Consider the following 21,413-nt stretch of genomic DNA (forward strand, 5'->3'; position numbering starts at 1 on the left):
AAAGCGTTTTTCTGTTTTAAACAAGCAGGGAGGAGGAGCCAAATGAAAAATATACAATCATTTATCAAACAAAGTGATGATTTTCAGTCCATTTTTAATGGGCTAAAGGAAGGTTTAAAAGAACAACTGCTCGCCGGACTATCAGGCTCCGTCAGATCTTTATTTACAGCCGCCATATCAGACGAATTAAAGCGGCCGATGTTTATTGTGACACACAACTTATATCAAGCGCAGAAGGTCACAGATGATCTAGCAAGTGTGATGCCAGATCGCTCGGTCCTTCTTTATCCTGTCAATGAACTCATTGCATCTGAAATTGCTGTGGCAAGCCCGGAGCTTAGAGCGCAGCGTCTTGATGTATTGAATCGTCTCGCGAATGGAGAAAATCCGATTGTCGTGACCCCAGCAGCTGCAGTGCGTAGAATGCTTCCTCCTGTTGAGCTCTGGAAGGAGAGTCAGATCCATTTAAAGGTTGGTGAAGAAATTGATTTGGAGGCGTTTTCAAAACAACTCGTGCAAATCGGTTATGACCGGACGTCCATGGTCGCTGCGCCCGGAGACTTTAGTGTGCGCGGAGGCATCATTGACATTTATGCGTTAACGGAAGACCACCCGATCCGTATTGAGCTGTTTGATACAGAAGTGGATTCTATTCGGTCCTTCCACTCTGACACGCAGCGTTCATTGGAAACACTTCAAGAAATCAAGATTGGCCCGGCGAAAGAGCTGATTGTAAGAGGGCCTGAACGAGTGAGAGCGATTGAACAGCTTGACGAAGGTCTTGCCAGTAGCTTAAAGAAATTCAACTCGGATAAACAAAAAGAACTGCTCCATCAGAATATTTCTGCTGATCGTGAGAAGCTGCTAGAAGGTATTGTGACACAAGAAATGACGAAGTATCTGTCCTATTTCTATGAAAAGCCTGCTAGTTTGCTAGATTATACATCGCAGGATACGATTATCATTCTAGATGAAATCAGCAGAATTCAGGAGATGGAAGAACAGCTTGAACAGGAAGAAGCAGATTGGACAATTAGTCTGCTGGAAGAAGGAAATATCCTGCATGATCTAGCCCTTTCCTTCCCATTTCAAGAGCTGTTCAATCAGCAATCGAGATCGATTCTGTACTATTCCTTATTTTTGAGACATGTTCAGCAGACCAATCCGCAAAATATCGTCAATGTATCTAGTAAGCAAATGCAGAATTTCCATGGGCAGATGAATGTGCTTGCAAGTGAAATTGAACGCTACAAAAAGCAGAATTATACGGTTGTCTTTTTAGGTGCGGATGAAGAGCGGACAGAGAAGCTGTCATCTGTCTTGCATGATTATGACATTGAAGCAGCTCTTGCTAAACCTGATGCTGAGCTTGTCAGCGGGCAAGTATATATTTTACAAGGTGAGCTGCAAACCGGTTTTGAACTGCCTTTATCCAAAATTGCTGTCATTACAGAGGGTGAACTTTTCAAGAAACGTGTGAAGAAGCAGGCACGTAAGCAAAAGCTGACGAACGCAGAGCGAATCAAAAGCTATTCAGAGCTGCAAGTGGGCGATTATGTGGTGCACATTAACCACGGGATCGGTAAGTATTTAGGAATTGAAACGCTTGAAATTGGCGGCATTCATAAAGATTATTTAAATATTCATTATCAAGGAAGCGACAAGCTTTATGTCCCTGTTGAACAAATTGATCAGGTGCAGAAGTATGTAGGGTCAGAAGGAAAAGAACCAAAGCTATACAAACTAGGCGGTAGCGACTGGAAACGCGTGAAGAAAAAAGTAGAATCATCTGTGCAGGACATTGCAGATGATCTGATTAAGCTGTACGCAGAACGTGAAGCAAGCAAAGGGTATGCCTTCTCGCCTGACCATGAGATGCAGCGCCAGTTTGAATCGGCATTCCCTTACCAAGAAACAGATGATCAAATTCGCTCGATTCATGAAATCAAGCAAGACATGGAGCGGGAGCGCCCGATGGATCGTCTGCTTTGTGGAGATGTGGGCTATGGAAAAACAGAGGTGGCGATTCGAGCGGCCTTCAAAGCCATTGCTGACGGGAAACAGGTGGCACTGCTTGTACCAACAACGATCTTAGCGCAGCAACATTTTGACACGATTATGGACAGATTCCAAGACTATCCTGTTAAAATCGCTCAGCTTAGCCGCTTCCGTACACGAAAAGAAACAACAGAAACCTTAAAAGGGCTGAAAAACGGAACGATTGATATGGTCATTGGGACGCATCGTCTTCTTTCAAAAGACATTGTGTACAAGGATTTAGGACTGTTAATTATCGATGAAGAGCAGCGCTTCGGTGTGACGCATAAAGAGAAAATTAAACAAATGAAAGCCAATATTGATGTGCTGACGTTAACGGCAACGCCAATTCCTCGTACTCTTCATATGTCGATGCTTGGCGTACGTGACTTATCTGTTATTGAAACGCCACCTGAGAACCGTTTCCCAGTTCAAACCTATGTTGTCGAGTACAATGGTGCGTTAGTTAGAGAAGCCATTGAGCGAGAACTGGCAAGAGGCGGTCAAGTGTACTTCCTTTATAACCGAGTGGAGGATATTGAACGAAAAGCAGATGAAATCTCGATGCTTGTTCCAGACGCAAAAGTAAGCTACGCACACGGGAAAATGAGTGAGAACGAGCTGGAATCCGTGATGATTAATTTCCTAGAAGGTGAATCGGATGTACTCGTCAGTACAACCATTATCGAAACGGGCGTAGACATACCAAATGTGAACACGCTCATTGTTCACGATGCTGATAAAATGGGGCTTTCGCAGCTGTACCAGTTAAGAGGACGAGTTGGGCGCTCGAATCGTGTGGCCTATGCTTATTTCACTTATCGAAAAGATAAAGTGCTTTCTGAAGTAGCTGAGAAAAGACTTCAAGCTATTAAAGAATTCACCGAGCTTGGGTCAGGCTTTAAAATTGCGATGCGTGACTTAACGATTCGAGGAGCAGGGAACTTACTTGGTGCACAGCAACATGGATTTATTGATTCTGTTGGATTCGACCTTTACTCTCAAATGCTGAAAGAAGCCATTGAAGAAAGAAGAGGCGATACGACTGCTCAAGAAAAATTTGAGCCGGAAATTGATCTCCAAATTGATGCCTACATTCCAGATAGCTATATTTCTGATGGCAAACAAAAGATCGAGATGTATAAACAGTTTAGAGCGATTGGATCAATAGAAGAGCGGAAAGAGCTTCAAGATGAAATGATTGACCGATTCGGAGAATATCCGCAAGAAGTGGCTGATTTGTTCACGATTGCGACGATGAAGGTGTACGCTGTGCAGGAACGTGTCGAGTTGATCAAGATGGAGAAAGGCATTGTCAGACTTACTCTCGATGAAAAAGCTAGCAGCGACATCGATGGTCAAAAATTATTTGAGCTTGGCAGTCAATATGGACGTGATATCGGTCTTGGCATGGAAGGCAGCAAGCTGATTATTTCTGTCCAAACAAAAGGCAAGAAAACGGAGGAGTGGCTTGAAGTCGTTCTTCGTATGCTTCGAGGTCTTCAAGATGTGAAAAAAGAAACCATTCCATCTTCATAAAATTTTGTTGGTCTCTCGTGTATATTACGTTTGATGTGACAGATACTAATCTCAGGGTCAAGTGGTGAATGTTGCATAAAGTGGACGCTTTTGTTCCATTCACCCAACACATCATCAAACGAAAGAGAGGCAGCAGTGAATGAAAGCAACTGGAATTGTACGCCGCATCGATGATCTAGGTAGAGTGGTTATACCGAAGGAGATTCGCAGAACATTGCGCATCCGGGAAGGAGATCCACTTGAGATTTTTGTCGACCGCGATGGAGAAGTCATTTTGAAGAAGTATTCACCGATTAGTGAGCTAGGAGACTTTGCGAAGGAATATGCTGATGCTTTATTCGACAGTTTGGGTCATTCTATCCTCATCTGTGATCGTGATACGTATATTGCTGTATCCGGCAGTTCAAAAAAAGAGTACTTAAACAAATCCATTAGTGATTTACTTGAACGAACAATGGATCAGCGTAATTCTGTATTAGAGGACAGCAAGAAAGAAATTCAGCTTGTGGATGGTATTGATGATGATGTATCAGCTTATACCATTGCACCTATTGTTGCAAACGGAGATCCAATTGGCGCCGTCGTCTTATTTTCTAAAGAGCGTTCAATGGGAGAAGTGGAGCATAAAGCGGCAGAAACGGCAGCTGGCTTCTTAGCCCGTCAAATGGAACACTAGGTCTAATAATTGTATATCATTTTGATAAAACGAAAGAATGCCGATGAAATCATTTTGATTTTGTCGGCGTTTTTTTATATGGAATGAAACAAAACGAGGAATGTGCCGTCTACTCCTTATAAAGAAACGGCTTTTCATTCACATATGATATAATGAGTGCGTTTAAATGCAGGTATATTTTTTGATTGAACATAAAGGAGTCATCCATGAAAAATGCTGTGAATCAGCCGCATTGGCTTTTCCAAGGTGCGGTGATTTTAACCATCGCAGGCTTGTTATCAAAGGTACTGAGTGCCGTATATCGTGTCCCTTTTCAAAATATCGTAGGAGACACAGGTTTTTATATTTATCAGCAGGTCTATCCCTTTCTTGGCATTGCGATTATGCTCGGCACCACTGGTTTTCCTGTGATGGTGTCCAAGCTCCTGAGCGAGCATGGTGAGGAGAATCGCCGAATCATTACAAAGGTATCCTTGGTGTATATCACTTTGCTGAGCTTGGTCTTATTTCTTTGTTTATATATAGGAGCAGGCACAATTGCGAATCTCATGGCGGACAGTCAATTAATGCTTCTCATCCAGATGAGTTCGTTTGTGTTTTTATTTCTGCCACTTACCGTGATGCTGAGGGGTGTTTTTCAGAGTGATGGGCTGATGCTCCCCACTGCGGTCTCTCAATTGGCTGAGCAGCTCATCAGAGTAGGCGTCCTGCTTGTTTTATCTTTCTATTTTGTGAGACATGGCTATTCGCTTTATGAAACAGGAGCGGGTGCGGTGTTCTCTTCTATAGCTGGAAGTGCTGCTTCACTCCTTTTGCTTCTTTTCCTTTGGCTGACCTATCGGAAGCGGTTGTCAGCGAGCAAGACATTAAAACAGGCTACACTGCGGAAAAAAGATGTGCTGAAGAGTTTGGTGCTGTATACATTGACGATTTGTGTGAGTGGATTGCTGATCCTATGGATGCAAATGATCGATGCTTTTCACTTGTATGCGCTGCTGCGCAGTGAGGGACTGAGTGAAGCAGCTGCAAAGGCGGCAAAAGGCATATATGACCGAGGTCAGCCGTTCCTGCAGCTCGGGACGGTGTTTGCAATTAGTATCGGGACGTCTCTTGTTCCGTTTTTGTCGTCGGCCTTAAGAAAAGGGCAGCATGAAGCAATTCGTGAAAAAGTACGTACATCGTTTAAGGCAACATCGGTGCTGGGGGTTGGTTCAGCTGTCGGGCTTATATGTATTTTATCGTCTGTAAACATTATGCTTTTTCGTAATGACTTAGGGACAGATGCGCTGCAAATATTTTGCATATCCATTGCCTTTACATCAATGGCGATTACGCAAACCGCTTTACTTCAGGGTCTGGGACATACCGTGTACCCGGCTATTGTGGTCCTGATCAGTGTACTGGTGAAATGGGGGCTGACGCTGGCTCTTGTCCCGTTATTCGGCATTTATGGAGCCGCATGGTCGACTGTTTGTGGGTTTCTCGCCGCCGCTGCGCTCAATGCGGTGTATTTGAAGCATAAAGGGTGGATTTCAATAAGAGAGCTATTCCCAGTGAAAATTCTTTTATCAGCAGCATTCATGGCCGTCGTTTTAATTGGATATCAGGCATTGTTTTCTTGGGTCATTCCCTTTGAGAAACGTCCGTTTTCTGTTTTAGAGAGCCTGACTTCAGTTTTTATTGGTGGTTTCGCCTTTTTATATAGTATTCTTAAGCTAGACGTATTTACGGAAGAGGAATGGAGACTCATTCCATTAGGAGAAAAGATTTTATATTTTAAACAGATGAGAGGGAATCGAAATGGCAGGTAAGATTACAGTCGTTGGTCTTGGGGCAGGCGACATGGATCAGCTGACGCTCGGTGTATATAAGCAGCTGAAGCAGGCGAAAGAAGTATACATGAGAACGCAGGATCATCCACTCACCGCAGAATTGATGCAGGAAGTCCCGTCTCTGACCTTTTTTGATGAGATATATGAAAAGCATGATCAGTTTGATGCAGTGTATGAGGAAATCACAGACATTCTCTTCCGAGAGGCTGAGGGGAAAGATATTGTTTATGCAGTACCAGGTCACCCGTTTGTAGCGGAAAAGACAGTGCAGCTTCTTGTTTCACAACAGAAGGAGCGCGGGGTTGAGGTGTACGTGGCTGGTGGACAAAGCTTTTTGGATGCGACGTTTAATTCCTTACAGATTGACCCAATTGAAGGGCTGCAATTCGTTGACGCAGGGGATATGAGAGCGGATGATCTAAAGTTGACCCAGCATGTGCTGATCTGTCAAGTATATGATCAGATGACAGCCTCGAATGTGAAGCTGACCCTCATGGAAAAGCTACCTGACGATTATGAAGTCTTTATCGTAACGGCAGCTGGAAGCAGTCAGGAACAGATTACAGGTGTTCCTTTATTTGAACTTGATCGAGATGTGTCGATAAATAACTTAACGAGTGTTTATGTGCCTCCAATCCAAGATGAAAAGCTACTCTATCAACAATTTGACACTTTCCGTGAAGTCATTCGTACATTAAGAGGTCCTGGCGGCTGTCCTTGGGATCAAAAACAAACGAATGAGTCGCTCAAACCATATTTAATTGAAGAATGTTATGAGCTGCTGGAAGCCATAGATGAAGACGATCCAGATCATATGGTTGAAGAACTCGGAGATGTACTGCTTCAAGTTTTACTCCATGCCCAAATTGGTGAAGATGATGGTTATTTCTCAATGGATGACGTCATCCAGCATGTCACAGAAAAAATGATTCGACGACATCCGCATGTGTTTGGTGATACCGATGTGTCTGAAGCATCAGATGTCGTCGCCAACTGGGAAAAAATCAAGCAGCAGGAAAAACCGGAGCGTGCAGCATCTATTTTGCAATCCATTCCAACGACTCTTCCAGCTTTAACAAAAGCCTATAAGCTCCAAAAGAAAGCAGCGAAAGTGGGCTTCGACTGGACAGAAGTAGAGGATATTTGGAACAAATACGAAGAGGAAAAGCAGGAATTCCTTGTGGAAGTGGCAGATAAGACGGATGAAGGTGCAACAAAGCAGATGAAGGATGAATTTGGGGATCTTTTGTTTGTTCTCGTCAACATCGGCAGATTTTATCAGCTAGAGCCTGAAACCGCCCTCTCTTCTGCAAACACAAAATTTATGCGGCGCTTTCAGCATATTGAACAAAAAGCAAAGGACATAGGGCGTTCACTAGAGGACTTGACCCTAGAAGAAATGGACGATCTGTGGAACGATGCTAAACGCATAGAAAGAGGTGAACATACATGAGACTAGATAAATTCTTAAAAGTGTCTCGTTTAATCAAAAGAAGAACATTGGCAAAAGAAGTAGCCGATCAAGGGAGAATTTCCATTAATGGCACGCAGGCGAAAGCCAGCTCTGACGTGAAAGAAGGGGACGAGCTTCAAATCCGCTTCGGCCAAAAGCTTGTGACCGTTCAAGTCAACGAGTTAAAAGACACAACGAAAAAAGAAGAAGCTGCTGGCATGTATACCGTGCTAAAAGAAGAGAAAACAGCAGAATAGGGCTTGTTCTAAATGTCCCGCCTGTCACATACAATGCAGTAACAATGCAAGTATGAGATATGGGGGATGTATAAATGAATCAATATTATAATCAACCTCAAGGCACGAAGTTGTCATCAGAAGCCGAGCATCATGTCACAATGCGCAACAGAAAGCATTTAGATATTACCGGGGTCAAACAAGTCGAGAGCTTTGATAATGAAGAATTTCTGCTTGAGACTGTCATGGGAGTCCTCGCCATTCGCGGAGAAAATCTGCAAATGAAAAACTTAGATGTAGAAAAGGGCGTTGTGTCCATTAAAGGGCGTGTCTTTGACTTAATCTATGTAGATGAGCAGCACGGGGAGAAAGCTAAAGGATTTTTTAGCAAGCTGTTTAAATGACACTGACGGTCCAGTTTTATACGATGCTTTCGATGGCGGCGATGGGCATCTGGCTGGGCGCATCGCTGGATACGTACAAGCTGTTTGTGAACCGGGAAAAAACAGCAAAATGGCTGCTGGTCATTCACGACCTCCTTTTTTGGGTGGTGCAGGGTCTCTTATTCTTTTATGTCCTGCTACTGACCAATGAGGGAGAATTCAGGCTTTATATTTTTCTAGCTGTTGCTTTAGGTTTCTCGATGTACCAGGCATTGATGAAACAGCTGTATATGAACATCCTCAAGTTTGTGATGAGGTGTATTTATCAGACTGTTCTCGTCCTGAAAAGGCTGATCATGTCGATGGTTTTCCAGCCCATTCGCTGGATCGTTGGTTTGATCATAAGTGCTCTTCTGTTCTTGTTCCACTTGCTCTTACGCCTTGTTCGTTTTGCGTTTCGACTCGTGTGGAAGGTGCTGTATATTGTTTGTTATCCGCTTATTTGGTTACTCAATGTAACCATTATTCATCGAATTCCCGAAAAATGGCGAACATCAATGAGGTTGTTTTTCTCAAAAGGAGCAGGAATTTTACAAGGGATCAAGAAAGTATCTCGTACCATGAAAACGAAATGGAAACAATTCTGGACAAAGTAAGAGAGGAGGCCTTCATCCTTGAACGAGAGAAAAAGAAATATCGCACAAATTCAAAATGATTATCAAAAACAAATGGAACAGCAAGCGCAGCGCCTAAAACGCAAACGCCGGGGACTCCTTAGAAGGCTTACCGTGTTTGGAGTCATTGTGCTCATGTTTGCTGTTTTGGTAACAAGTGCCCTCTGGTCGCAATCGTCTGCATTGAAAGAAAAAGAAGAGAAGAAGGTTGCGCTTGAAAAAGAATTGAAGCAATTACAAACAAAGCAGGAAGATATTTCTGATGAAATCAAAAAGCTGAAAAGCAAGGAATACGTACTCGAACTGGCACGACGGGACTATTATATGTCCAAAAAAGGCGAAAAAATCTTTGATGTGGGCAATAAGAGCGATTAGCCTTGTTGACACTTAAAATTCAGTTTATGTATAATTGAACAAATGAGATTTTTTTATAAGTCTAAGGAGGAGCACTTTTTTTATGTCGATTGAAGTTGGCAGCAAGTTACAAGGGAAAGTTACGGGCATTACAAATTTTGGAGCTTTTGTGGAGTTGCCAGGCGGTTCAACTGGTCTCGTTCATATCAGTGAGGTAGCCGATAACTATGTAAAAGATATTAATGAGCATTTAAAAGTCGGTGAACAAGTTGAAGTGAAAGTGATTAACGTTGAAAAAGACGGTAAAATCGGCTTGTCCATTAAAAAAGCAAAAGATCGTCCTCAACAACAACAATCAAGACCGAGCAGAAATGATTTCCGTCCGAAGGAATCGTTTGAGCAAAAAATGAACAAATTCTTAAAAGATAGTGAAGACCGCTTAACATCTTTAAAACGTAACACGGAATCAAAACGTGGGGGACGCGGAGCAAGAAGAGGTTAACTTGTTGCTGCTTTCTATATATCTTTCACAACAAAGCACCTGCTGTTTAGCGGGTGCTTTTTTTCAATACAAATTCAACGTTTTTTGTGATTTCGCCATTTAATTTAAAACTTTCTATTGACGGACAAGCGAATCCTTTGTATTATAGTTCTTGTGCTTCTTAGCGCATTTTATATTATGGCGGTGTAGCTCAGCTGGCTAGAGCGTACGGTTCATACCCGTGAGGTCGGGGGTTCGATCCCCTCCGCCGCTATCCTTTTAAAAAGAACGATAAGCAAGGCCCGTTGGTCAAGCGGTTAAGACACCGCCCTTTCACGGCGGTAACACGGGTTCGAATCCCGTACGGGTCATCTTCAAAACAGCTTTCTATAGGAAAGCTGTTTTTTTGTGCTTTCGTAAAATTCTGATGAAAGACATCGACTTTCAAGAAAGTATGCCTTTTTGGCAAATAAAGCGTCGAACGTTTTATGGAAACGACAACTTCTTTTGACAAAATTTCTTTTTCACCTTCGCTATAATGCAAGCAACGAATATCAGGTGGGGGATGAAAAGATGGAAAAACTAGAAAGAAGAACTGATTTAACGGGAGCCGGGTTTGAAAGAATCAGTGCAGGGTTAAAAAAGATGAAAAACCTGTTTCTTCATCATACGCATTCTCTTTTTTTCTATAAAGGGTTTATTTATGTTGTTCTGGGCTTTTTATTGGGACGAGCCTTTATCTTATCTGAAATTATGCCGTTTGCATTGCCTTTCTTTGGGTCCATGCTGCTCATTAAAAGGGATAAAGCAATGCTTGCTTGTCTTGCTTTACTCGCTGGAGCGATGACGATATCACCTCAAAATGCATTATTCGTGTTTGCGTCATTGATCGTATTCCTCCTCATGTCAAAGGTCGTTTCATTTATCATCAAAGACCCAGTGAAAACATTACCGGTTGTGATTGTGCTCTCAATGCTGATGACCAGGGGAACTTTTGTTTACCTCGAGCAGGGTGCGGTTCAAAGCTATGACTATGTGATGGCGGGGGTTGAAGCTGGACTTGCCTTCATTTTGACACTGATTTTTCTTCAAAGTTTGCCGATTTTTACAGTCAGGAAAATCAAACACTCTTTAAAGGTTGAAGAAATTATTTGCTTTATGATATTAATCGCTTCAGTTTTAACAGGTCTGGCTGGGATCACATTTCAAGGAATGCAGGCAGAGCATATTTTGTCACGATATGTAGTGTTGAGCTTTGCCTTTATTGGAGGAGCGAGTATTGGTTGTACAGTGGGTGTTGTAACTGGATTAATTCTTGGTCTCGCCAACATCGGCAACCTTTATCAGATGAGTCTGCTTGCCTTTTCGGGCTTATTAGGCGGATTACTAAAAGAGGGGAAAAAAGCAGGAGCCGCCATCGGCTTGATTGTGGGTTCTTTACTAATCTCCCTCTACGGTGAAGGGTCAGCAGGGCTGATGACAACGCTATATGAATCACTCATCGCAGTTGCACTGTTTTTGCTCACGCCACAGTCAGTAACGTCCAAGGTGGCAAAATATATTCCTGGTACGGTAGAGCATGTACAGGAACAGCAGCAATATGCCAGAAAAGTACGAGACGTGACAGCAAAAAAGGTAGATCAATTCTCTAATGTATTTCATGCGCTGTCTGAGAGTTTTGCGACATTTTACGAATCCATTCCTGAGGAGAAGAAGCAGGAAGAGGATGTAGATCTTTTTTTAAGTACGATCACAGAACGTTCCTGTCAAACGTGCTATAAGAAAAATAAATGCTGGGTGCAGAACTTTGATACAACCTATGAACTCATGAAACAAGTTATGCATGAATCTGATGAAAAAACGTACGAGCATAACCGGAAGTTGAAAAAGAAATTCAGTCAGCACTGCTCAAAATCAAAGCATGTAGAAGAATTGATTGAAGAGGAGATAGCTTACTATAAAGCAAATCAGACCTTAAAGAAAAAGGTCCAAGACAGCAGGCGCCTTGTGGCCGAACAACTGATGGGTGTTTCGCAAGTCATGGAGGATTTTTCCCGGGAAATAAAACGAGAAAGAGAGCAGCATTTTATTCAGGAAGAGCAGATGATAGAAGCACTTCAGAACTTTGGAATTGAAATTCAGCAAGTTGAAATTTATAGCTTAGAACAGGGAAATGTTGATATAGAGATGAGAATTCCCTATTGCCAAGGTCATGGGGAATGCGAAAAAATCATCGCTCCAATGCTCTCGGATATTTTAGAAGAACAAGTTTTAGTCAAAGCAGAGCAGTGTGCGGAGCATCCAACAGGTTATTGTCATGTTGTATTCGGTTCTGCAAAATCGTATCGAGTGTCTACAGGTGTAGCACATGCAGCGAAAGGCGGAGGATTAGTATCTGGAGACAGCTACAGCATGATGGAGCTGGGTGCAGGTAAATATGCCGCAGCTATTAGTGATGGGATGGGAAATGGAGCAAGAGCCCATTTTGAAAGCAATGAAACGATCAAGCTGTTAGAAAAAATCTTGGCGTCTGGTATTGATGAAAAAGTAGCGATTAAAACGATTAATAGCATTTTATCTTTACGGACAACAGATGAAGTCTATTCCACATTAGACTTATCCATCATTGATTTACAGGATGCGAGCTGTAAGTTCCTCAAGATTGGCTCCACTCCAAGTTTTATTAAACGTGGTGATCAAGTGATGAAGGTACAGGCCAGCAACTTGCCTATTGGCATTATTGATGAATTTGAAGTAGAAGTGGTGAGTGAACAGATGAAGGCAGGAGATCTCCTTATCATGATGAGCGACGGTATCTTTGAAGGACCAAAGCATATCGAAAATCATGATTTGTGGGTCAAACGAAAAATGAAGAGCTTTAAAACAGAAGATCCGCAAGAGATTGCTGATTTATTAATGGAGGAGGTCATTCGCACAAGAGCAGGTCAAATCGATGACGATATGACGGTTGTCGTCATTAGGCTTGACCACAATACACCAAAATGGGCATCCATTCCGACAGGTACATTCTATCTCCAGAAACAAGAGATTTCTTGAAATATCGTATAATATGAATTTCTTCTGGCGATGATGGGGATATAAGCATTCAGTTACAATCCCAGGAGGAATGAAGATGCGAAAAGGTCACGTAAACCAAATCTTACTGATTACAGATGGCTGCTCAAATCATGGGGAAGACCCACTTGCGATTGCCGCATTGGCAAAGGAGCAAGGGATCACAGTCAATGTCATTGGCATTATGGAAGAGAACAGACACGATCATGAAGCGATGAAAGAAGTAGAGGGGATTGCTCTAGCAGGCGGAGGCATTCATCAGGTTGTCTACGTTCAGCAATTGTCTCAAACCGTACAAATGGTTACAAAAAAGGCGATGACGCAAACGTTACAAGGTGTTGTGAATAAAGAATTGCAGCAAATTCTTGGCAAAGATACTGAAATTGAAGAACTTCCCCCAGATAAGCGTGGAGAAGTGATGGAAGTTGTGGACGAGCTCGGTGAGACGGTTCATCTTCAAGTGCTTGTGCTTGTGGATACGAGTGCAAGTATGAAACCGAAGTTGCCAACGGTCAAAGAAGCACTCATCGATCTCTCTATTAGTCTAAATTCGAGAATTGGTGAAAATCAGTTTGGGATGTGTGTATTTCCCGGGAAAAACTCAGATGCAGAAATTGTGTTGAACTGGACGCCACGGTTCGATTCGTTATCATCGATTTTCCCGAAGCTGACAACAGGAGGAATTACACCGACAGGACCAGCAATTCGAGAAGCACTCCAGCATTTCAAATCAGTTCGATCACGAAAAGGGCTGCTTGAAGCGAAGGAAGAACATGATGAATTCGGCTTCTAACATCCCATTAGGTACAATGATAAAGGGAAAGTGGCATCACCAACATTACCGCATTGTAAAAGAGCTGGGAAAAGGGGCGAACGGTGTGGTTTATCTGGCCGAATCGCCAAAGGGACAAGTGGCCCTTAAAGTGAGTGATGACAGTATGCTCATTGCATCTGAAGTCAATGTATTAAAATCCTTTTCAAAGGCTCCTGTGAAAACCATGGGGCCTTCTTTTTATGATATGGATGATGCTCTTTATCCTGGAATGTCAGAGAAACGGTCGTTTTATGTCATGGAGTATGTCAGAGGGCCATTGCTGCTTGAATTTGTGAAACAAAAAGGCGATGAATGGATCGTCGTTCTCATGATTCAACTGTTGTCTAACCTTGCTCACTTACATAAGGAAGGCTGGATCTTCGGTGACTTGAAGCCTGATAATCTCATCGTTTCAGGACCCCCAGCTACGATTCGTTGTATTGATGTTGGAGGAACAACGAAGGCAGGAAGGGCGATTAAGGAATACACCGAGTTTTTTGACCGCGGCTACTGGGGCTTCGGTACAAGAAAAGCAGAACCTTCTTATGATCTATTTGCCTTAAGTATGGTCATGGTGAACTGTGCCTATAAAAAAGAATTTAAAAAAGGGGCAGAACCAGAAAAGCAGCTTTATCGAGCGATTGAAGGACATCCTTTATTAAAGCGATATGAGAGGGTGTTAAAAGCGGCTCTCCAAGGCAAATATCAATCAGCGGCAGACATGAAAAGCGCGATGCTGAAAGAAGGACAATTGCTTGCTTCAAGAAAATCACGACAAAAGAAGCCATCACAGCAAAATAGGCAAAAGTCAGCTGTTCCTCAACATCAACAGACCGTACCTTCACGATCAAGAGTTGCTGCTGCGAAAAGAACATCAGTACGCAAAAAATCAGGCGGTCTTTTTGAAACCATTCTCATCTTATGCAGTGTGCTCGCTCTTTACTGTGCCTATGTGGTTTTATTCCTATTATAGAGCTGTAAAAAAGCAGGCTTCTTCTTTGCTTGGAGCTAATGAAAGTGATAGGATATGTATATCTTTAAATTACCTGCTCTTTGTGAGGAGGAAGTTGTGAATAGAATTGAATCTTTTTTGAAAAAACATGATGTTTTCCTTGAAAATACGACAGTCATTGTCGGGGTTTCTGGCGGACCAGATTCTATGCTCTTGCTGCATGAACTAAACAAACGTCGAAAAGGTTCCTTTCAGCTGATTGCAGCCCATGTAGATCACATGTTCAGAGGAGAAGAATCCTTTGCTGATTTGGCATTTGTTGAAGCGTACTGTAAAGAGCATGAGATCCTTTTTGAATCGGCTCGTATACAGGTCACCCAATATGCAAAAGAAAACCGCTTAAACAAACAGGCAGCTGCAAGAGAGTGCAGATATGCTTTCTTTCGTCAATTGATGGAACAGTACAACGCTCAATTTATAGCGCTTGCACATCATGGAGACGATCAAGTAGAAACAATGGTGATGAGGCTGACAAGAGGGACTGTTGGAATAGGAATCGCAGGTATACAAGCAAAGCGCCCTTTTCAAGAAGGGTGGCTGATTCGTCCGCTGATTGGATATTCTAAGGATGATGTACTCACTACTTGCGAAAAAGAACAAGTTCCTTATGTCATTGATCAAAGCAATCACACCGATGACTACTTGAGAAACCGGATCAGAAGACACGTTCTTCCCGTGTTAAAAGAAGAGGCACCTCATGTGCATGAAAGCTTTCAGTTTGTAAGTGACATGCTGACTGAGGATGAGCAGTACTTGCAGGCATTAACAAAGGATCAAATGCATCAAGTCATTACGAATCAAACGCCTAAGCAAATTGAGATCAAAACGAAGCCTTTGCTTGACCTGCCTTTGCCTTTACAAAGAAGAGGCATTCAACTAATATTAAACTATCTTTATGAAAACACTCAATCAGCGTTTTCAAACCAGCATATTCTAGGGACTTTGGACTGGTTATCTCATACTGATCAACCGTCTGGATCATTAGATTTGCCAAAAGGTTTACAAGCTGTCAAATCTTATGATCACTGTATGTTTACCTTTGAACGATCGCTTGTCATAGATCAGTCATATACTCATCATTTAAAAGGTGAGCTTGGCGAGGAACTTTTTCTCCCGAATGGACAGTCTATCTTGGTATCAAATCATGTTCCGAAGGATGCACGGAACGGAAACCATTTTTTCTTGCTTCAAAAAGATCATGTTCGTCTTCCTTTGATCATTCGCTCACGAAAAAACGGTGATCGAATCAAACTTAAAGGGATGAATGGATCAAAAAAGGTGAAAGATATATTTATTGATAAAAAAGTGCCTCTTGCAGAAAGAGACAGCTGGCCGATCGTCACTGACTCGGATCATCAAATCATCTGGATCCCAGGTCTGAAAAAATCCGTTTTTGAAGAAATTGATATGACAAACAGCGATCTCATTGTATTACAATATAGACAGCACGAAAATTTGTAGGGGGCAAGCAAAAGCATGAAACAAGATATTGAAAAGATTTTGATCTCAGAAGAAGAGATCCAGCTAAAAGTGAAAGAACTGGGTGCAACATTAACCAGCGATTATGATGGTAAATTTCCCCTGGCTATTGGTGTTTTGAAAGGGGCTCTTCCATTCATGGCAGACCTGATCAAACACATTGATACATATTTAGAGCTTGATTTTATGGATGTATCTAGCTACGGAAAGTCTACCGTATCTTCTGGAGAAGTGAAGATCATCAAAGATCTAGATACTTCTGTTGAAGGAAGAGATATTCTAATTATGGAAGATATCATCGACAGTGGGTTAACTTTGAGTTATCTGGTAGAGCTTTTCCGATACCGTAAAGCAAACTCCATTAAAATTGTGACATTGCTTGATAAACCAAGCGGCCGCAAAGCAGACATCAAAGCAGATTATGTTGGGTTTGAAGTACCAGATGCATTTGTTGTTGGCTATGGATTGGATTTTGCCGAACGTTACCGAAACCTCCCGTATATTGGAGTGTTAAAACCATCTGTTTACGAAGGCTAATGAGCACACGTTTACATGAGGTTATTGGTTGTGTTGGAATGATTTTCTATGATACTATTGAACATAGTTGTGCTTACTGTGGGAGGAGGTAAGGAATGAATCGGGTTTTTCGTAATACGATTTTTTATATACTTATTTTATTACTTGTGATAGGGGTTGTCAGTTGGTTAGGATCCCCTAATCAAAAGCCTGAGAACATGTCTTACAGCAAATTTTCGCAAAATTTAAGTGCGGGAAAAGTGGAGAGTATCTCCATCCAGCCTGTAAGAGGGGTTTATGAAATTCGTGGTCAATTAGATGGCGCGAAGAAAGATGAATACTTCATTACCCATGTTCCAGATGGTCAAGGTGTTGACCAGATTTACAGTGCACTGAAGAATACAGATGTAAAAGTAGAACCAGCACCTGAAACAAATGGATGGCTGCAAGTTCTGACAACCATCATTCCATTCATCATCATCTTTATCCTGTTCTTCTTCTTATTGAACCAAGCTCAAGGCGGTGGAAGCCGTGTCATGAACTTTGGTAAGAGTAAGGCAAAGCTTTACACAGAAGAGAAGAAACGTGTGAAATTTAAAGATGTTGCCGGTGCGGATGAAGAAAAACAAGAGCTCGTAGAAGTGGTTGAATTCTTAAAAGATCCACGTAAATTTGCGGAGCTTGGCGCAAGAATCCCTAAAGGGGTTTTACTAGTAGGACCTCCAGGTACAGGTAAAACATTGCTTGCGAGAGCATCTGCAGGAGAAGCAGGCGTTCCTTTCTTCAGCATCAGTGGTTCTGACTTCGTCGAGATGTTCGTCGGTGTCGGTGCATCACGTGTACGTGATTTGTTTGAAAATGCGAAAAAGAATGCACCTTGCTTAATCTTTATTGATGAGATTGATGCAGTGGGTCGTCAGCGTGGAGCAGGTCTTGGCGGTGGTCATGATGAGCGTGAACAAACGCTTAACCAGCTTCTTGTTGAAATGGATGGTTTTAGTGCCAACGAAGGGATTATTATCATTGCTGCAACGAACCGTGCAGATATCCTAGATCCTGCATTGCTACGTCCGGGACGTTTTGACCGTCAAATTACGGTTGACCGCCCAGATGTCATTGGCCGTGAAGAAGTACTGAAGGTTCATGCGAAAAACAAACCGCTTGATGATACAGTCAACTTGAAAGCCATTGCAAGCAGAACACCAGGGTTCTCTGGGGCAGATCTTGAGAACTTACTAAACGAAGCAGCACTTGTTGCTGCCCGTCAAAACAAAAAGAAAATTGATATGCGTGATATCGACGAAGCGACTGACCGTGTCATTGCTGGACCGGCTAAGAAAAGCCGTGTCATTTCGAAGAAAGAACGTAATATCGTGGCGTACCATGAAGCAGGTCATACCGTCATTGGGCTTATCCTAGACGAAGCGGATATGGTTCATAAAGTAACGATCGTTCCTCGTGGTCAGGCAGGCGGATATGCGGTCATGCTTCCAAGAGAAGACCGTTATTTCCAAACGAAGCCAGAGCTTCTTGATAAAATCGTCGGCTTGCTCGGCGGCCGTGTTGCAGAGGAAATTACGTTTGGTGAAGTAAGTACAGGTGCACACAACGACTTCCAGCGTGCAACAGGCATTGCAAGAAGAATGGTCACAGAGTTCGGTATGTCTGATAAACTTGGTCCTCTACAATTCGGTCAAGCACAAGGAGGTCAAGTATTCCTTGGCCGTGATTTCAACAACGAGCCGAATTATAGTGAAGCGATCGCTTATGAAATTGACCAAGAAGTTCAGCGCTTCATCAAAGAAAGCTACGAACGTGCGAAACAAATTCTCACTGAGAATAAAGATAAGCTAGAAATCATCGCACAAGCTCTTCTAGAAGTGGAAACATTAGATGCTGAACAAATTAAATCTCTTTACGAAACTGGAAAGCTTCCAGAGCGTGTATACGCAGATGACGAAGAGAAAAACGATGATGTGAAAGTGAACATCAAGAAAAAAGAAGAAGACGAGGAGATCTAATCTCCTTCTATAAAAAGCTGTCGGGCTCACCGGCAGCTTTTTTTTATTTCGATTCATGAATGGATCGGTTTCGAATTGTTTACAAATGGAACTCAATTCGTGTATGGTATGATAGAAAGTCGAAAAATGCTCTTTTTGAGACACTATTCAAAGTGGTGATGAAGTTGTTACTCGTGATAGATGTAGGAAACACAAATACCGTTTTAGGTGTTTATCATAATGGCGATTTGAACTACCATTGGCGGATTGAAACAAGCCGTCATAAAACAGAAGATGAATTTGGTATGGCAATCCGATCCTTATTTGACTATGTAGGGCTGATGTTTGACCAGATAGAAGGGATTATCATTTCTTCTGTTGTCCCGCCAATGATGTTTGCTCTGGAAAGAATGTGCGAAAAGTATTTTCACATTACTCCTCAAATCGTTGGGCCTGGCATGAAGACTGGATTAAACATTATGTGTGACAATCCAAAGGAAGTCGGCGCTGATCGAATTGTAAACGCAGTGGCGGCCATTCATCTGTATGGGGCGCCTCTCATTGTGGTAGACTTTGGAACAGCCACAACCTACTGCTATATCAATGAACAAAAACAATACATGGGTGGCGCAATTGCACCGGGTATTACCATCTCAACAGAGGCTTTATATACAAGAGCGGCTAAGCTGCCAAGGATTGAAATTGTTCGTCCAGATCATATCGTAGGGAAAAACACGATTAGTGCGATGCAATCAGGTATCCTGTATGGATATGTTGGTCAAGTCGAGGGAATAGTGAAACGGATGAAGCAGCAAGCCAAACAAACACCGAAAGTCATTGCAACAGGCGGTTTGTCTACATTGATTGGAAATGAATCAGACTGTATTGATATTGTCGATCCGTTCCTCACATTAAAAGGACTTCAATTAATTTATGAACGCAATCGTGTCGGTGTATTATAGGAGGGTTTAATCAAAATGGATTATTTAGTTAAAGCGTTAGCATATGACGGGAAAGTCCGTGCGTATGCTGCGAACACAACAGATACAATCAACGAAGCGCAGAGAAGACACCATACGTGGCCAACTGCTTCAGCTGCAATCGGCAGAACCATGACAGCGACTGTCATGATGGGAGCCATGCTGAAAGGCGAGAATAAATTAACTGTCAAAATTGAAGGCGGTGGGCCGATCGGAGCCATCATTGCAGATGGAAACGCAAAAGGTCAGGTGCGCGGATATGTCTCAAACCCACAAGTTCACTTTGATTTAAATGAACATGGGAAGCTGGACGTTAGACGTGCTGTTGGAACATCTGGAACGTTAAGTGTTGTCAAAGATATCGGACTGAAAGACCACTTTACAGGGCAAACGGAAATTGTCTCAGGTGAAATTGGAGATGACTTTACTTATTACCTGGTCTCCTCTGAACAAGTGCCATCCTCTGTAGGTGTGGGTGTTCTTGTCAATCCAGACAACTCGATCCTTGCAGCAGGCGGTTTCATCATTCAATTGCTGCCTGGAACAGAAGATGCAGTCATCGAAAGACTCGAAAAGAGATTATCAACCATTGAACCGATCTCTAAACTGATTGAAAAAGGGATGACTCCTGAAGAAATTTTAGAAGAAGTGCTCGGTGAAAAACCTCAAATCTTAGAAACTGTACCTGTCGAATTTTCTTGTAACTGCTCAAAAGAACGGTTTGCCAACGGTATTATCAGCCTAGGGAAAGCCGAAATTGAGGATATGATTGAACAAGACGGACAAGCAGAAGCTCAATGCCATTTTTGTAACGAAACGTATGTATTTACAAAAGAAGAGCTAGAAGAGCTACGTGAAGAAATAACCCGCTAAGCTCTAAGCAGCGGGTTTTCTTTTTAGAATGGAAAGGAGACGAAAGATGAGACTGAAAGCAAGAGTGGTATGGACATTTATCCTCGTTCTGCTCATGATTAATGCCGTTGTCATTGCATATGTATTAACAAAGTCACAAATGTCGCAGGCTTCTTCAAATGGGAAGAGCGGTGAAGAAATTGCTTCTATTGGGAAAGAGAAAGTCACACGTCAAGAATGGTTAAAGAAAATGGAAGATCGCTACGGAAAGGCAACACTTGAACAAATGATTAATCAGAAGGTAGTCAATCAGCTTGCGAAAGAAAACAAGCTGGAGGTATCTTCAAAAGAGATCAATCGTGAGCTGCTGATGCTGAAAGCGGTATCTAATAATTTCTACGAAGACGGTCATACAAGTGAAAAGGAATGGAAAGAGCAGATTCGTTATCAAATTTTATTAGAACAGCTTCTAACGAGAGATGCGGTCGTTTCTGAAAAAGAAGCCACATCCTTTTATGAAAAAAACAAAGACTTGTATCAATATGATGACTCATACCGAATTCGCCACATTGTTGTGAAAACAAAAGACGAGGCACAAAGTGTATTAAAAGATTTAAAGGGCGGATCTAGTTTCGAAGCTGTAGCAGCTGAGCGATCCACCGATCGATATACCTCTCCTTACGGCGGAGATCTTGGATTTGTCACAGAAGAGCAAGAAAGCATTCCAGCCCTATACATACAAGAAGCCCAAAAGCTTAAGCCAGATGAATGGACGAAAGAGCCGATCGAGATCAAAAATGGTTATGCCATCATACAATTAAAAGAAAAATTAAATGGCCGCTCTTTCTCTTATGAAGAAGTCAAAGATCAGATCAAAAGGCAGATCGCCATGGAAGATCTGGGTGAAAAGGCGAATGTCAAAACCCTGTGGAAAGAAGCAAAAGTCACATGGTTTTACGATGGAGAGCAGGACTAAAAGCATTGACAAAATTTTTCGAAATTGATAATTTAATATTAATA

Annotated in this window: 17 protein-coding genes, 2 tRNA genes and 1 pseudogene; all 20 read left to right on the forward strand. The window is 42.3% G+C overall.

What is annotated here, in order from left to right:
• The first annotated feature begins 42 nt into the window (after window positions 1–42).
• The 20 genes and pseudogenes from mfd to M2369_RS18570 all read left to right on the forward strand — a co-directional run bounded on the left by mfd (window position 43) and on the right by M2369_RS18570 (window position 21,369).
• Window positions 43–3,576, forward strand: a complete 3,534-nt coding sequence (mfd, locus tag M2369_RS18475) for a transcription-repair coupling factor (RefSeq protein WP_019743557.1) — start codon at window positions 43–45, stop codon at window positions 3,574–3,576.
• A gap of 139 nt (window positions 3,577–3,715) precedes the next feature.
• A complete protein-coding gene (gene spoVT / locus M2369_RS18480) occupies window positions 3,716–4,252 on the forward strand; it encodes a stage V sporulation protein T (protein ID WP_007496196.1) in 537 nt (178 codons plus the stop codon).
• Between the two features lie 206 nt (window positions 4,253–4,458).
• A complete protein-coding gene (locus M2369_RS18485; protein WP_259255609.1) occupies window positions 4,459–6,063 on the forward strand; it encodes a putative polysaccharide biosynthesis protein in 1,605 nt (534 codons plus the stop codon).
• A complete protein-coding gene (gene yabN / locus M2369_RS18490; RefSeq protein ID WP_259255610.1) occupies window positions 6,053–7,537 on the forward strand; it encodes a bifunctional methyltransferase/pyrophosphohydrolase YabN in 1,485 nt (494 codons plus the stop codon). The genes M2369_RS18485 and yabN overlap by 11 nt, the downstream gene beginning before the upstream one ends.
• Window positions 7,534–7,794 carry an RNA-binding S4 domain-containing protein gene (locus tag M2369_RS18495; RefSeq protein WP_008341839.1) on the forward strand — a complete coding sequence of 87 codons (261 nt, stop codon included), beginning with the start codon at window positions 7,534–7,536 and terminating at the stop codon, window positions 7,792–7,794. Before yabN ends, M2369_RS18495 begins: the two co-directional genes overlap by 4 nt.
• A gap of 74 nt (window positions 7,795–7,868) precedes the next feature.
• Window positions 7,869–8,177, forward strand: a complete 309-nt coding sequence (gene yabP / locus M2369_RS18500; RefSeq protein ID WP_007496190.1) for a sporulation protein YabP — start codon at window positions 7,869–7,871, stop codon at window positions 8,175–8,177.
• Complete coding sequence (gene yabQ, locus M2369_RS18505) at window positions 8,174–8,812, forward strand: spore cortex biosynthesis protein YabQ (RefSeq protein ID WP_039170118.1); 639 nt, start codon at window positions 8,174–8,176, stop codon at window positions 8,810–8,812. The genes yabP and yabQ overlap by 4 nt, the downstream gene beginning before the upstream one ends.
• Before the next feature lie 18 nt (window positions 8,813–8,830).
• The gene (locus tag M2369_RS18510) at window positions 8,831–9,205 is read left to right on the forward strand and encodes an FtsB family cell division protein (protein WP_007496186.1); all 375 of its coding nucleotides are present in this window, start codon (window positions 8,831–8,833) and stop codon (window positions 9,203–9,205) included.
• Between the two features lie 82 nt (window positions 9,206–9,287).
• Window positions 9,288–9,686 carry a S1 domain-containing RNA-binding protein gene (locus M2369_RS18515; protein ID WP_003217901.1) on the forward strand — a complete coding sequence of 133 codons (399 nt, stop codon included), beginning with the start codon at window positions 9,288–9,290 and terminating at the stop codon, window positions 9,684–9,686.
• A 179-nt stretch (window positions 9,687–9,865) separates the two neighbouring features.
• Window positions 9,866–9,939 (forward strand) — tRNA-Met (locus tag M2369_RS18520).
• Window positions 9,940–9,964: 25 nt separating this feature from the next.
• Window positions 9,965–10,036, forward strand: a tRNA-Glu gene (locus M2369_RS18525).
• A 202-nt stretch (window positions 10,037–10,238) separates the two neighbouring features.
• Window positions 10,239–12,722: a stage II sporulation protein E gene (spoIIE, locus tag M2369_RS18530; protein ID WP_025206603.1), complete on the forward strand. Its 2,484-nt coding sequence runs from the start codon at window positions 10,239–10,241 to the stop codon at window positions 12,720–12,722.
• Window positions 12,723–12,798: 76 nt separating this feature from the next.
• Entirely contained in the window at window positions 12,799–13,533 is a 735-nt protein-coding gene (locus M2369_RS18535; protein WP_008341829.1) for a vWA domain-containing protein, read from the forward strand.
• Entirely contained in the window at window positions 13,517–14,527 is a 1,011-nt protein-coding gene (locus M2369_RS18540; RefSeq protein WP_056703768.1) for a protein kinase domain-containing protein, read from the forward strand. The genes M2369_RS18535 and M2369_RS18540 overlap by 17 nt, the downstream gene beginning before the upstream one ends.
• Window positions 14,528–14,623: 96 nt before the next feature.
• Window positions 14,624–16,046: pseudogene (gene tilS / locus M2369_RS18545) on the forward strand (tRNA lysidine(34) synthetase TilS).
• On the forward strand, window positions 16,043–16,582 hold the full coding sequence (gene hpt / locus M2369_RS18550) for a hypoxanthine phosphoribosyltransferase (RefSeq protein ID WP_007496175.1): 540 nt from the start codon (window positions 16,043–16,045) through the stop codon (window positions 16,580–16,582). Before tilS ends, hpt begins: the two are co-directional and overlap by 4 nt.
• Window positions 16,583–16,677: 95 nt before the next feature.
• The gene (gene ftsH, locus M2369_RS18555) at window positions 16,678–18,582 is read left to right on the forward strand and encodes an ATP-dependent zinc metalloprotease FtsH (RefSeq protein ID WP_024719367.1); all 1,905 of its coding nucleotides are present in this window, start codon (window positions 16,678–16,680) and stop codon (window positions 18,580–18,582) included.
• 164 nt (window positions 18,583–18,746) lie between these two features.
• Entirely contained in the window at window positions 18,747–19,523 is a 777-nt protein-coding gene (locus tag M2369_RS18560; RefSeq protein ID WP_008341820.1) for a type III pantothenate kinase, read from the forward strand.
• A 15-nt stretch (window positions 19,524–19,538) separates the two neighbouring features.
• On the forward strand, window positions 19,539–20,414 hold the full coding sequence (gene hslO / locus M2369_RS18565) for an Hsp33 family molecular chaperone HslO (RefSeq protein ID WP_007496169.1): 876 nt from the start codon (window positions 19,539–19,541) through the stop codon (window positions 20,412–20,414).
• A 46-nt stretch (window positions 20,415–20,460) separates the two neighbouring features.
• The gene (locus M2369_RS18570) at window positions 20,461–21,369 is read left to right on the forward strand and encodes a peptidyl-prolyl cis-trans isomerase (protein WP_396126130.1); all 909 of its coding nucleotides are present in this window, start codon (window positions 20,461–20,463) and stop codon (window positions 21,367–21,369) included.
• Window positions 21,370–21,413: the final 44 nt, after the last annotated feature.

The sequence above is a fragment of the Bacillus sp. JUb11 genome (assembly GCF_024807925.1).
GTDB lineage: Bacteria > Bacillota > Bacilli > Bacillales > Bacillaceae > Bacillus > Bacillus altitudinis.